A 13784-nucleotide genomic window follows, 5' to 3' on the forward strand; every position below is an offset into this window, starting at 1 on the left:
TAACATTTAGCCTTTATCCAAAGTAATAGTACGCAGGATAAAGTTAGAAACTGCCGCGAATACCTACAGCCAACTGCGTGCCAAAACGCTCCAGATAGTTGACCTGATCTTCACGTTTGACATACCCCCAGTAGCGGCTGTTGCTTAAGTTACTGGCTTCAGCAAACACCGTCAGGCCATGCATAAAGTCGTAGCTGACGCTGGCATCCAACTGACCATAAGAGGCTATCCAGGAGGCACCACCCCAATCTTCCGGGTTAGTGACAAACTTCGAACGCCAGTTATAGGCTAAACGGGCCTGCACGCCATATTGCTCGTAGTACAGCACAGCGTTGTAGGAGTTTTTCGACATGCCCTGAAATGGCAGGTTTTTCGCTTTTAAATCGGGATCATCGTAGTTGCTGTCAACATAGGTGTAGTTGAGCTGGAAACCTAACCCATTAAAAGGTTCAGGCACTAACTCTTGCAGCGACTGCTGCCAGGCCATTTCATAGCCTTCCACTTTAGCGCCGTATTCACCATTGACAGAGGTCGTGACCAGATAATCAGTGCCTGCCACATTGGCGGCAAATTTGCCTTCAGTGACAAAAGACTTAATGTCTTTCACAAACACACCCCCACTTAAAGCGCTGCTTTCACCGTAATACCATTCCAGCGTGACATCCGCCTGATTGGCTTCTTCTGGTTGAACCCCCGGATTGCCCATAGCCAAGGTAGGTAAGCCCTGCTCACGCACCGTGAAATTTGGCGCGGCCCAGGAACGCAGATAATACAAAGAAGGACGACTTAACACCTCTGCGGCTGAAAAACGCAGCAGCAACTCATCGGTTAAATTCAACTTAAAGTTTAAGCTGGGTAAAACATTGGTGTAACTGTCTTCGTAGCTGACAGGCAATACCTGACGCCAGTCATTGTTGATGGGTAAACCACCAGCATCCAGTTCAACTTTAGCCAGGTCATAACCAAAACCTGACGAGGTCACTTCGGTTTTGCTGCCGCGTAAACCTAAGTTCAGCATCGAACTTAAACCAAAAATCTCCGGCTCCATCGTAACTTGTACAAAGGCTGTACTGACCGCTTCCTGCACCTGATAACTGCCGGCTCTGTCCTGCACTGCCACTATGCTTTTATCCGCCGCTTCGGCATTTAAACCACGGTAATAAGCCAGCAGTTTGTCGTAGTCAAAACTTGGCCATGGCTGCGGTGATAGGCTGTTTTCACCTTCGAGGAAGTTATCAAAGTTAGCCGGAACAAACACATCCTTTGGAATACGAAACAGCTCAAATTCGCCTTTCTGGAACACTGTGCTGTCGTCAAAGGCATAACCGTCGCGGGTCAGATAAAAACCACCCCGGCTAAACTGACTTGGATTGGCAGACGCAAACTGGTTTTGCGCTTTTTTCTGATCGACATAACTGAGGCCAGCGTCCACTTTAGTGATCAGGCCCTCGGCAGGCGTATAGGTGGTCAGCAGTTTCAGATCACTGATCTTATCCGTCACCCCGGTGCCTGAGTTATAACTGTAATGCGCACCATAATCCTGATCGGCAGTTAAGCCAGGACTTATCACCACATCAGGTAACTTGTTGCCTGAGCTGTAATCAATGTCGATGGCGTCAACAAAACCCCGGGCCACAATAAAACGGTTATCACCGGCGTTTTGATCTTTGGCTTCTGAATAAGCGGCATCAAGCGTAAAAGCCCACTGCTCGTTGTACTGGTATTTAGTATTTAACCCCAGCTGGTAGGTATCGGTTTTACGGGGTGTGCTGATATTCAGCAGCTCCACCATAGTGTTTTCACCGGTCTGGCGCATTTTGACCACGCGGTCCATCTCGTCAAAACTGGCATCGCTGAATAAGGGTGTGCCGGGCGTCCAGCTTTCGTCGTAGTTAACGAAACCAATCTGATAGCGGTTTCCGTCTGTGTTGTAACGGGAGTACAGGCTGTCAAAGTTAATGTCGAGTTGATCGGTAGGTTTCCACTGCAAAGCAAGAGTTGCACCTAAACGTTCACGCACATCCTGTGCATTGGCGTAATACATATAACTTGGAATTTTCGAAGCATAAATTTCGCCTGTATCTATCACACCGTTTTCATTGGTGTCGACCGGTACACCGGCACTATCCACGCCCCAGCCTTCGTCTTCATCAAAAAAACCTGAGGCTGAATAGGTGTCAGCTCGCAGCGTTTTTTTCGAGTACACGGCTGAAAACAAGGCACCAAAACTGTCGTCGTCATTTTTTTGCCCGACAATAAAAGAGGCATGCGGATGGGTATCTTCGGTTCTGGACTCGTAAATGCCCTTGGCAGAAGCAGAGATGGTAGTGCCATCCATCTCCAGCGGCTTGCGGGTTTCAATATCAATCACAGCCCCAATACCGCCCTCAGGTAACTGAGCTTCAGGCGATTTATACACCCGAAGCACACTGACTAATTCGGAAGCTATGGTGTCAAAGTTAAAATCACGCCCCGCATACTCAGAGGCCAGTTTGCGGCCATTTAAGGTGGTGATGTTGTAACCGCCACCTAAACCCCGCACCAGAATATTCTGCCCTTCACCGCCGTTACGGGTAATGGTAATACCGGGAATACGCTGCAAGGCTTCAGCTAAGTTTTCGTCCGGAAACTTCCCTATGTCATCCGACACCACTAAATCCACCACACTGGTGGCGTTTTGTTTTTGAAACAACGACTCTTTGATACTGCTGCGAATGCCAGACACCTGGATCACTTCAATATCTTTGTCATTTTTTGCCGCGGCCTTATCGTCCGCCCGTGCTGCGGTTTGAGTTTCAATAGCGTTGGTTTGCGCTTGCTCCGCTGCGGCTTGCCAGCTTAACCCTGCGAAAGCAGCACTGATGGCCAGGCTTAGTACAGCCGGTTTTGTTGCGATCCTGTTCATGTATTCCCCGCTCTGGTGTTTTTATAGTTGGCTCAATTCGCAAATCAACGAAAACAAATTAACTTGCGATAACTTACTTATAGCGTTAAAAAACACCAATAATCAACATCGAAATACAAAAAAACTTTTATTTATTTTCTTTTCGTGCCATGCTAGATTCAACTGAAAGCAGCTCAAGTGCAGTGAAACCTTAGCTAAAGCCAAATAAATCAAGGCTTTTTATAAAAACAAAACAGGGAATGCTAACTTTCGAAAGCTTTCGAAACTAAAACCGGCGTGTTATGTTCTGCACATCTCTCAGTGCATGAACAGGAAAATAAATGGACAACTTAAACACCATTGAGCGACAGCAAGAAATAGTCCGCCTGACGCAACAGTTAGGCAAAGTAGCAGTGCGGGAGCTGGCAGACCGTTTTGCCGTGTCTGAGGTCACCATCCGCAGCGATCTGGCGGTGCTGGATCAGAAAAAGTTACTGGTGCGCTCGCGTGGAGGTGCTTTGGTGAACAACGAGCTGAGCCGCGAATTGTCATTAAAAGAAAAACGCCATTGTTATTCGGCGCTGAAACAACAATTGGGCGCAGCAGCAGCGGCGTTGATCCGCGATGGCGACAGAGTGATTTTAGATTCAGGCACCACCACACAGCAGGTGGCCGCTCACTTAGCTGATCATAAAGATCTGATTGTGATGACTAACGGCTTAAATATCGCGATGGAGCTGGCGCAAAAAGAAGAAGTGGAAGTGATGCTGACAGGTGGCTTGTTACGCAAAAAATCCATGTCGTTTTACGGCAATGTAGCGGAAAAAAGCCTGCGCGATTACAACTTCAACAAACTGATTTTAGGGGTGGATGGCTTTGATTTAAAAGCAGGTTTAACCACTCACTTTGAAAAAGAAGCCAGCTTAAACCGGCTGATGTGTGACATCGCCAACGAAATTATTGTGGTGACAGATTCGTCCAAATTTGACCAGCGCGCTTTTCACGTGATTTGTGGCAGCAGCCAGATCCATAGCCTGGTGACGGACAGCGGTATACCTGAACAGTATGCAGAGTATTTAACCAAACAAGGTGTGCAACTGCACATCATAGAAAAAACTAACTTGTAACTAACCCCCAACGTCACAGCACTAGCGGACCTGGGGAATAAGGGGAGCTTTATGTCTGGATTCGATCGTCGTTCATTTTTAAAAGCATCGATGGCCACTGCGGCAATGGGCGCATTGGCGGCCTGTGCACAAGGCAACGGCAGCAGTACAGGTATCACCACTAAACCTAAAGGCAAGTCGGTGATGGGGTTGGTGGTGCCAAAAATGAACGAAGTGCGGGTTGGTTTGATTGGCGTGGGCGAACGTGGCTCAGGTTTTGTTGATCACTTCAATAAAATTGCAGGCGCCCGCATTACCGCAATCTGCGATCCAGATTCTATAGTGCTCGACCGGGCCCGCAAAAAAATGGCGGAGTATGGTAATACCACTGCCGCCTATTACGGCAATGGCGATTATGCCTACCGCGAACTGCTGAACCGTCAGGATGTGGATATTGTGGTGATCGCCACGCCATGGAAATGGCACCATCCTATGGCCAAAGAAGCCATGCTGGCTGGTAAACATGCCTTTGTTGAAGTGCCCATGGCGCTGACGCTGGAAGAAATGTGGGATTTAGTCGACACGGCCGAAGCCACTCAGCTCAACTGCATGATGATGGAAAACGTCAATTATGGCCGTGACGAGCTGATGGTGCTGAATATGGTGCGCCAGGGTGTATTTGGTGAACTGTTGCATGGCGAGGCGGCTTATATCCACGAATTACGCTGGCAGATGAAAGAAATCGACCGTAAAACCGGCTCGTGGCGTACTTTGTACCACACTAAACTAAACGGTAATATTTACCCTACTCATGGTTTGGGTCCTGTGGCTCAGTACATGAATATCAACAGAGGCGACCGTTTTGACTATTTAAGTTCGGTCAGCTCCCCGGCTTTAGGCCGTGCCGCTTATGCCAAACGTGAATTTCCGGCCGACCATCCACGCAATCAACTGAACTACATTCATGGTGATATCAATACCAGTGTGATTAAAACCATCAAAGGCCGGACCATTATGATCCAGCATGACACCACCACACCACGGCCTTATTCCCGCCATAATCTGATCCAGGGCACCAATGGCGTCTTTGCCGGTTTCCCGAATCGTATTGCCTTAGAAAACGGGGGCAGTGGCAATTACCATGAGTGGGATACCAATATGGAACCCTGGTACAACAAATACGATCATCCACTCTGGGTGCGTATGGGCCAGGAAGCGGAGCGCAATGGCGGCCATGGCGGTATGGACTTTTTAATGTGCTGGCGGATGATTTATTGCCTGCGTAACGGCGAGGCGTTGGATCAGGATGTCTACGACGGTGCCGCCTGGTCTGCGGTATTGCCTCTGTCAGTCGCTTCAGTGTCGGATCGTGGCAACTCGAAAGATTTCCCTGACTTTACCCGTGGCGCCTGGCAAACCGGCACTCCGCTTGGCATTGTAGGGAAAAGCTAAGCATGAATGCCTTATCGCAAATTTTGCAGCAAAATAAACAAGGGCTGGGCACCGGTATTTATTCGGTCTGTTCGGCTCAACCTCTGGTGCTGCGCGCGGCTTTGCGTCGCGCCAAAGCCGATGGTTCAGTGTTATTGATTGAAGCAACCGCCAATCAGGTGAATCAGTTTGGCGGGTACACCGGCATGTTGCCTGCTGATTTTATTGCTTATGTGCAGCAACTGGCGAAGCAGGAAGGGCTGGCGCAACAGCAACTGATGTTTGGCGGTGATCATTTAGGCCCAGTGGTTTGGTGCAAAGAACCTGCTGAGCAGGCGATGCAAAAAGCTGAGCAACTGATTGCCGTTTTTGTCCAGGCCGGTTTTAGCAAAATCCATCTGGATACCAGCATGGCCTGTGCCGATGACCCAGCCGTGTTGTCGGATGAAGTGATAGCAAACCGGGCAGCGCGTTTATGCAAAGTGGCCGAACAACATCGCAAACCTGATCAACAGCTCTGTTATGTGATAGGCACTGAAGTACCGGCGCCCGGTGGTGTCACAGAGCTGGAACATGAATTAGCGCCGACGCCGGTTCAGGCAGTGTTGCATACCTTAAATACGCACAAAGCAGCTTTTGCCGCTGCTGCTTTGGCGGATGAAGTCTGGCAAAAGGTCATAGCTGTGGTGGTGCAACCCGGGGTGGAATTTGATAACAGCAAAGTGCATTTATTTGATGCACCGGCCGCTCAGAGCCTGACGGATTTTATTCAGCGCCAACAGGGTCTGGTGTACGAGGCCCATTCCACTGACTATCAGTTGCCTGAACATTTACAGGCTTTAGTTCAGGGCCACTTTGCGATTTTAAAAGTAGGGCCAGGCCTGACCTTTGCGCTGCGTGAAGCCTTATTTGCGTTAAGTTTTATTGAGGACGAACTGGTGGCTGTGGCGCAAAGTTCGCAGTTACGTCAGCGCTGTAAAGCGCTGATGCAGGACAAGCCTGCCTACTGGCAAAAGTTTTACACGGACACAGAGCAAGGCTGGCAGTTGTTGTACAGTTTTAGCGACCGGCTTCGTTATTACTGGCCCGAAGCAGCCTTGCAGCAGGCCACTGAGACATTGTTCAGTAATTTATCCAAACCTTTGCCTTTGCCGTTATTAAGTCAGTTTTTGCCAGCCGGTTATCAGGCCGTGTTAAGAGGCTCAGTGCCCAATAACGCCAAAGACTTAGTGATCCACCATATCGATCAGGTGCTGGCAACTTATGCCAAAGCCTGTGCTTTAGCAGCGACAAGCAGGAGTAGGTAATGTCAATGCCGGATTTATTTTTACAGTTGAGCACCGCTGAACTGGAGCAAGCAGGTGGTTATTGGACAGCCCGTGAAATTCAGCAGCAACCCGCGTTATGGCGACAGGTGCAGCACGAGCACCAGCACAAACAACAGGTGCTGCAGGATTTTCTGCAGCCACTGCTGAGCAAAGCTGACTTGCGTATTATTTTAACCGGCGCTGGTACTTCGGCTTATATAGGGGCCGCTTTAGCCGCTTTTGTGCAACAACAACTGCCTTTTGCCAGCCAAAAAGTGGAAGCCATCAGCACCACAGATTTAGTCAGCCATCCTGCTTTGTATTTAGATGCTCGTCTGCCGACTTTGCTGGTGTCCTATGGTCGTTCCGGCAATAGCCCTGAGAGTGTGGCGGCCGTAGAACTGGCCGATCAGTTACTGCCGCAGGTGCAGCATCTGATGATCACCTGCAATGCCCAAGGCAAACTGGCCAGTTACGCCAGCCGTCATCCCAGCCGCAGTGCTGTGTATCAATTGCCTGAACAAAGTCATGACCAAAGTTTTGCCATGACCAGTAGTTTCAGTTCTATGTATCTGGCAACTTTATTGACCTTTGCTAAAGACATTTCGGCTTTTGCACAGGCCTCTGCACTGGCCGATCACGTGCTGCAACAGAAATTGCCAGAAATCAAAGCTCAGGCCGAACAGCAGTGCGAGCGCATGGTGTTTTTAGGCAGTGGCCCACTCAAAGCCATAGCTCAGGAAGCTGCACTGAAGTATCTGGAACTGACGGCAGGACAAGTCAGCAGCAGCTTTGAAAGCCCGTTAGGCTTCAGGCATGGCCCTAAATCGCTGGTGAATCAGAAAACCCAAATTGTAGTGCTGCAAAGCTCGGATCCCTACAGCCGTTTATACGATCAGGATCTGCTGGCTGAACTGCAAAGGGACAATATAGCGCTGGATACTGCAGTGTTATCCGAAGCCTTACTGGGTGGCAACAACAGCTTAAGCGATGTCTGGCTGACCTTGCCTTTTATTGTCTGGTGTCAGGCTCTGGCTTTTTACAAAGCACTGCAATTGAAGGTAGCGCCGGATAATCCTTGCCCGGGTGGTCAGGTCAACCGGGTGGTACAGGGTGTCACTTTGTATCCCTTTAAGGACTGAACCATGTGGTACGGGCTGGACATAGGTGGTACTAAAATTGAACTGGCAGTGCTGGACCAGCAGTTTGAACTGCAACATAGCTGGCGGGTCCCCACCCCACAACACAGCTATGACGACTTTTTGCAGACAGTGCTGGCACAGATTCAAAAGGCCGATACGCTGTGCGCCAACTCCGGCAGCCTGGGGATAGCTTTGCCCGGCGTGATCCGCAGCGACGGCACAGTGTTATCCAGCAATGTGCCCTGCTTAACCAATAAAGCTGTGGCTCAGGATTTAACAGCTTTGCTAAAACGCCCTGTGGCTATAGGCAACGATTGCCGCTGCTTTGCTTTATCCGAAGCTGTGCTGGGTGCAGGTCAGCAGCATGACAAAGTGCTGGGTGTTATTTTGGGCACGGGCGCTGGTGGTGGTTTTTGCCTCAATGGCAAGTTGTATCAGGGCGCTTCGGGTCTGGCAGGGGAATATGGCCATCAGGGTTTAGCCGCCTCTGTGATACAGCAGTTTAATCTGCCGCTTTTTCCTTGTGGTTGTGGCTTAACAGGCTGCAACGAACCTTATATTTCAGGCACTGGTTTAGCCCGTTTGTATCAGTATTTTAGTGGCCAGACTGCGGATACTTATCAATGGCTGGCCGATTATCGGGCAGAAAAACCTGCCGCTCTTCGTACTTTTGAGGCTTATATCAGCGCCTTAGGTTCAGTGATGGCCAATCAGATCCTGAGCTTAAACCCGGATTTGATTGTTCTGGGTGGTGGTTTATCCGATATACCGGAAATTCTTAGCGCTCTGCCCAAAGCTACAGCAGCCCATTTATTTGCTGGCGCTAACGTGCCGGAATTTAAAACAGCGCAATGGGGTGCTGCCAGTGGTGTGCGCGGTGCGGCTTTATTGGGTAAAGCGCTTACTGAAGGACAAAGCTATGAATTCTAAAGCCTTTTATTTACATGCCCACAAAGCACAGATCGATGGTCGCTGGCAACAGCAGCAGTATTTACTGATTGCTGACGGAATGATTCAACAGATCGGCAGCAAAGCTGAAGAAGGTCTGCCGGTACTGGAATTACCGGACGGTATGCTGCTGCCAGGTTTTATTGATACCCAAGTGAACGGTGGCGGCGGCATTTTATTTAACCAGCAGCCAACCGTAGAAGCGTTACGGCTGATGATGGCCGCCCACCGGGTATATGGCACCACGGCCATGTTACCTACTGTGATCACCGATGATATCCACACCATGCAACAGGCCGCTGATGCAGTAGCAGCAGCTTTGGCCCGCAACGAACCCGGTATTATTGGTATTCACTTTGAAGGGCCGCATTTATCCCATGCCAAAAGAGGCTGTCACCCGACTCAGTATTTACGCACTTTGTCTGCGGCCGAACTGGCGCTCTATCAACGCACGGACTTAGGGGTGCGGATGCTGACGGTTGCCCCTGAGGCGGTGAGCCCTGAACAGATCCGTTTATTATGCAATGCCGGTGTTATTGTTTGTTTGGGCCATTCCAATGCCAACAGCGATACAGTGCTGGCCGCTTTGGATGCCGGAGCCAAAGGTTTTACTCATTTGTACAACGGCATGTCAGGCTTAACCTCACGTGAGCCCGGCATGGTCGGCACTGCCCTGGCTGATCCCCGCGCCTATTGCGGCATTATTCTGGATGGCGAGCATGTGCACCCGCTATCAGCCCGGCTGGCTTATCAGGCCAAAGGGACAGCACGTTTAGTGCTGGTGACAGATGCGATGTCGCCCGTAGGCACAGACCAAAAAGAGTTTGAGTTTTTTGACGGCAAAGTGACCCGACAAGGACTGAAACTGACTAATGCCGAAGGCTCTTTGGCCGGTTCTGTATTGGATATGGCCAGTGCTGTGCGTTTTGCCACAGAGCAACTGCAGTTGGAGCTCGCCACCGCAGTGCAAATGGCAACTGCAACTCCGGCCGACTTTATCGGCCAGAGCGGTATTCGTGGTCAAATCACTCAGGGGGCTGTGGCCGATTTAATCTGGATGGATCACCACTATAAAATTCAACAAAGCTGGATAGCAGGCAAAACTGCCTAATTAACAACAATAATACTCCCCTAAGTTATTGCGGTTGCAGCCAGGCGATGCCCTTTCTAACAGATTGGGCAGCCAACAAAGCTGCAACTTCAAGTACGACGGGGAAAACGGGGAAATTTATGAGCAATTCTACAGCCGTACCTTTGGCACGGCAGAGCAGCCTATTGCCTATGATACTGATAGGTATACTGTTTTTTGTCTTTGGTTTTGTCACCTGGCTGAATGGGGCTTTGATCCCCTTCCTGAAAATTGCCTGTCAGCTCAATGAGTTTCAGGCGCTGCTGGTGACTTTTGTATTTTATATCGCCTACTTTGTGATGGCCTTACCAACCTCGGCCGTGCTGACCCGTTTCGGTTATAAACAAGGTATGCTGTTTGGTCTGGGACTGATGGCGATTGGCGCTGTACTTTTTATCCCAGCCGCGCTGAGTGCGACCTTTGGTCTATTTTTATTGGCTTTGTTTGTGCTGGGTACTGGCCTGACGCTGCTGCAAACAGCGACCAATCCTTATATTGTCTGTATTGGCCCACGCGAGAGTGCGGCTATGCGTATCAGTCTGATGGGCATAGTGAATAAAGGCGCAGGTTTTGTTGTGCCTTTACTGTTCAGCGCCTGGTTTCTAACGGGGATGGATGCCTTTAGTGACGCCGCTTTGGCCCAACTGAGCAATGACGAAAAATCGCTGCTGCTGGCTGAGTTGTCTGGCCGTCTGGTGCAGCCCTATCTATTAATGGCGTTGGTGCTGCTGGCTCTGATGGCTTTTGTCTACTGGTCACCTTTACCCGAGTTGGACTTAGACGATCCGGCGGACAAAAACAATAACTGGCAAGCCGTGCTGAAGTACCCGCAAGTACTGCTCGGTACTTTGACCTTGTTTTGTTATGTCGGTGTTGAAGTGATAGCTGGCGATACCATAGGACTGTTTGGTCAGGGCTTAGGGCTGGCCCATTTTGGCAGTTTAACCTCCTACACTATGGCCTTTATGGTACTGGGTTATCTGCTGGGTATAGTGCTGATCCCTCGTTGGCTCAGTCAGCAACAGGCCCTGGTGGCTTCGGCTATCGCCGGTATGCTGTTTACCGCCGCTGTGCTGCTGTCAGAGAGTCAGTCTTTTGCAGTCTCAGAGCTGCTACTGGGCTGGCTTGGCATTCCGGCCGTACCCGACCCTGTGTTGTATCTGGCTCTGTTAGGTTTAGCTAATGCCTTAGTCTGGCCTGCCGTTTGGCCTCTGGCTTTAGCTGGTTTAGGCAAGCTCACCGCAACAGCCTCAGCTTTATTGATTATGGGAATAGCCGGGGGTGCCATTTTGCCATTGCTCTATGGCTATCTGGCTGGTGTGCAAAGCAGCCAGCAGGCGTATTGGTTACTGCTCCCCTGTTACGCCATGATTTTGTTTTATGCCGTCAAAGGTCATAAATTAAAGTGATTGTTGTAAGCGGCTGGAGCCTCGCTCGCAGCCGCTTTTCTGTAAAGCATACAAAATAGTACAGAGCCCCCCACTTATCCCACTAAATCTGCCATTTACTGCAAAACCTGTTTTTTCAGTACAGCTTTTGGCATACTCGACCGGTTAACAGTTGAGGATTTTTACTGTAATTCCATAACAAAAAAGCAACCAAGATACCCAGAAGGAAATATCGATGCGCAAGACCTTAATCGCCAGCGCTATAGGCGCGGCAGTCGCTTTAAGTGCCTGCTCCAAACCAGCAGAAGAAGCTAAAACTACCGCAGCAGTTGAGCAAACTCAAACTGCGGCCCCAGAGTCGGAGCAAGCTGCAGTGACCAATCCGTTATTAGTGAAAAGCTCGCTGCAATACGAAGCACCAGAATTTGACAAAATTAAAGTTGAACATTATCAGCCAGCGATGGAAGAAGGCATCAAACAGCATATGGCTGAGATCCTGGCTATCGCTGAGAATAAAGAGCCAGCTACTTTCGAAAACACCATAGTAGCGATGGAAAAAAGCGGTGCTCTGTTAACCCGCGCCTCCAGCACCTTCTTTAATATGACAGGCACTATCAGCAACGAGCAGATCCAAAAAATTCAGGCTGAAATGGCGCCTAAATTTGCTGCGCATTCAGACAATATCAACCTGAATCCACAGTTATTTGCTCGTGTTAAAGCTGTGTATGACGCCCGCGCTACTTTAGGTTTAGACGGTGAAGCCACGCGTTTGGTTGAAGATTATTATGAGCGTTTTGTGCGCGCCGGCGCTAACTTAACCGAAGAGCAGAAAACCAAGATCCGTGCGTTAAACGAAGAACAATCGACGCTGACCAACAAATATCAGCAGAACCTGATGCAGATGACGAAAGACATCGCCATCTTCGTCGACAGCAAAGAGCAGTTAAAAGGTTTAACCGAAGCTGAAATTACGGCTGCCGCGGAAGGTGCTAAAGCCCGTGGTCAGGACGGTAAATTTATTATCGAAATTACCAACACCACCCGTCAGCCAGTGTTAGCCTCGCTGGAAAACCGCGAATTACGTAAAAAAGTATGGGAAGCCTCTGCCTACCGCGGTACTTCAGGTGAAACTGACAACCAGCCTATCGTTGCCCGTTTAGCGCAGTTACGTGCTGAGCGTGCCAAGCTGTTAGGTTATGACAACTGGGCTACCTACCAATTAGAACCAACTATGGCGAAAACTCCAAAAGCTGTATTGGATATGTTCGGCTCTATGGTGCCTGCTGTGGTAGAAAACACCAAAAAAGAAGCTGAAGCTATTCAGGCCATGATCAAAGAAACCGGCGGTGACTTTGAGTTACAACCATGGGACTGGGAGTTCTACGCAGAGAAAGTCCGTAAAGCCAAATACGATTTAGACGAAGCTGAAGTCCGTCAGTACTTTGAGTTTGAGCGTGTACTGAACGACGGCATGTTCTACACCATGAACAAGCTGTTTGGTATCACCATGAAAGCGCGTCCGGATTTACCTGTGTATCATCCGGATGTCAAAGCTTATGAAGTGTTTGACGCTGATGGCACCAGCATTGCAATTTTCTATGCAGATTACTTTGCCCGTGAAGGCAAACGTGGTGGCGCCTGGATGAGTTCTTTTGTGGAGCAAAGCAAGCTGTTAAATCAGAAGCCTGTGGTTGTGAATGTGATGAACATTCCAAAAGGCCCGGCTGGCGAACCTACATTGGTCAGCTATGACAACGTGACCACTATGTTCCACGAATTTGGTCATGCGGTGCATGGTTTATTCTCAGATGTGAACTACCCAAGCTTGGCTGGGACTTCTGTATCCCGTGATTTCGTTGAATTCCCGTCGACTTTCCAGGAAGACTGGGCAGCTCATCCTGATGTCATTGGCAACTATGCCAAGCACTACAAAACAGGTGAAGCTATTCCGGCTGAACTGCTGGCAAAAATCATGAAGTCACGCAGCTTCAACCAGGGCTATGACACACTGGAGTACATGTCTTCTGCGCTGCTGGATATGGAATGGCACTCTCTGCCAGCCGATGCACCACTGCAGGACGTACAGAAGTTTGAAGCCGCTGCACTGAAGAAACACGGTGTGGACTTAGCTGCTGTGCCACCACGTTATAAATCGACTTTCTTCGCTCACGTGTTCTCTGGTGGTTACTCAGCCAGTTACTACGCCTATATGTGGAGTGAAATTCTGGCGGCTGATGCTTTTGCTTATGTGCAAACTCAGGGCGGTTTAAAGCTGGAAAACGGCATTAACTTCCGTAAAAACATTCTGTCTATTGGTAACAGCAAAGACCCAATGGAAGCTTACAAAGCTTTCCGTGGTCAGGAACCTACCACAGATGCATTGTTAATCCGTCGTGGTTTAAAGACGGGTATTAACTAAGTGATCAGGGTCAGAGCCTTGGCTCTGACC

General features: G+C 49.5%; 9 protein-coding genes. 8 read left to right on the forward strand and 1 reads right to left on the reverse strand.

All coding sequences use genetic code 11. The features are described 5' to 3' along the window. Positions 1–43: 43 nt before the first annotated feature. A complete protein-coding gene (locus SD53_RS16660) occupies positions 44–2905 on the reverse strand; it encodes a TonB-dependent receptor (RefSeq protein ID WP_046521324.1) in 2862 nt (953 codons plus the stop codon). A 320-nt stretch (positions 2906–3225) separates the two neighbouring features. Between SD53_RS16660 and agaR the strand changes: the two genes are divergently transcribed. The 8 genes from agaR to SD53_RS16700 all read left to right on the forward strand — a co-directional run bounded on the left by agaR (position 3226) and on the right by SD53_RS16700 (position 13754). Beyond that, positions 3226–4011, forward strand: coding sequence for a transcriptional repressor AgaR (agaR, locus tag SD53_RS16665; RefSeq protein WP_046521325.1), 786 nt, complete (start codon positions 3226–3228; stop codon positions 4009–4011). A 51-nt stretch (positions 4012–4062) separates the two neighbouring features. Continuing rightward, positions 4063–5442: a Gfo/Idh/MocA family protein gene (locus tag SD53_RS16670; RefSeq protein ID WP_046521326.1), complete on the forward strand. Its 1380-nt coding sequence runs from the start codon at positions 4063–4065 to the stop codon at positions 5440–5442. A gap of 2 nt (positions 5443–5444) precedes the next feature. Beyond that, complete coding sequence (locus tag SD53_RS16675; protein WP_046521327.1) at positions 5445–6728, forward strand: class II D-tagatose-bisphosphate aldolase, non-catalytic subunit; 1284 nt, start codon at positions 5445–5447, stop codon at positions 6726–6728. Next, positions 6728–7870 (forward strand): SIS domain-containing protein, encoded by a 1143-nt coding sequence (locus SD53_RS16680; RefSeq protein ID WP_082101904.1) that lies wholly within the window; start codon positions 6728–6730, stop codon positions 7868–7870. Before SD53_RS16675 ends, SD53_RS16680 begins: the two co-directional genes overlap by 1 nt. Before the next feature lie 3 nt (positions 7871–7873). After that, a complete protein-coding gene (locus SD53_RS16685; protein ID WP_046521328.1) occupies positions 7874–8800 on the forward strand; it encodes an ROK family protein in 927 nt (308 codons plus the stop codon). Further along, positions 8790–9929: an N-acetylglucosamine-6-phosphate deacetylase gene (nagA, locus tag SD53_RS16690; RefSeq protein WP_052749442.1), complete on the forward strand. Its 1140-nt coding sequence runs from the start codon at positions 8790–8792 to the stop codon at positions 9927–9929. The genes SD53_RS16685 and nagA overlap by 11 nt, the downstream gene beginning before the upstream one ends. A 119-nt stretch (positions 9930–10048) precedes the next feature. Next, the gene (locus SD53_RS16695; RefSeq protein WP_046521329.1) at positions 10049–11356 is read left to right on the forward strand and encodes a sugar MFS transporter; all 1308 of its coding nucleotides are present in this window, start codon (positions 10049–10051) and stop codon (positions 11354–11356) included. A 214-nt stretch (positions 11357–11570) separates the two neighbouring features. Beyond that, positions 11571–13754 carry a M3 family metallopeptidase gene (locus SD53_RS16700; protein ID WP_046521330.1) on the forward strand — a complete coding sequence of 728 codons (2184 nt, stop codon included), beginning with the start codon at positions 11571–11573 and terminating at the stop codon, positions 13752–13754. The last annotated feature ends 30 nt before the right edge of the window (positions 13755–13784 follow it).

This window comes from Rheinheimera mesophila (assembly GCF_000986865.1).
In the GTDB taxonomy this organism is placed as follows: domain Bacteria; phylum Pseudomonadota; class Gammaproteobacteria; order Enterobacterales; family Alteromonadaceae; genus Pararheinheimera; species Pararheinheimera mesophila.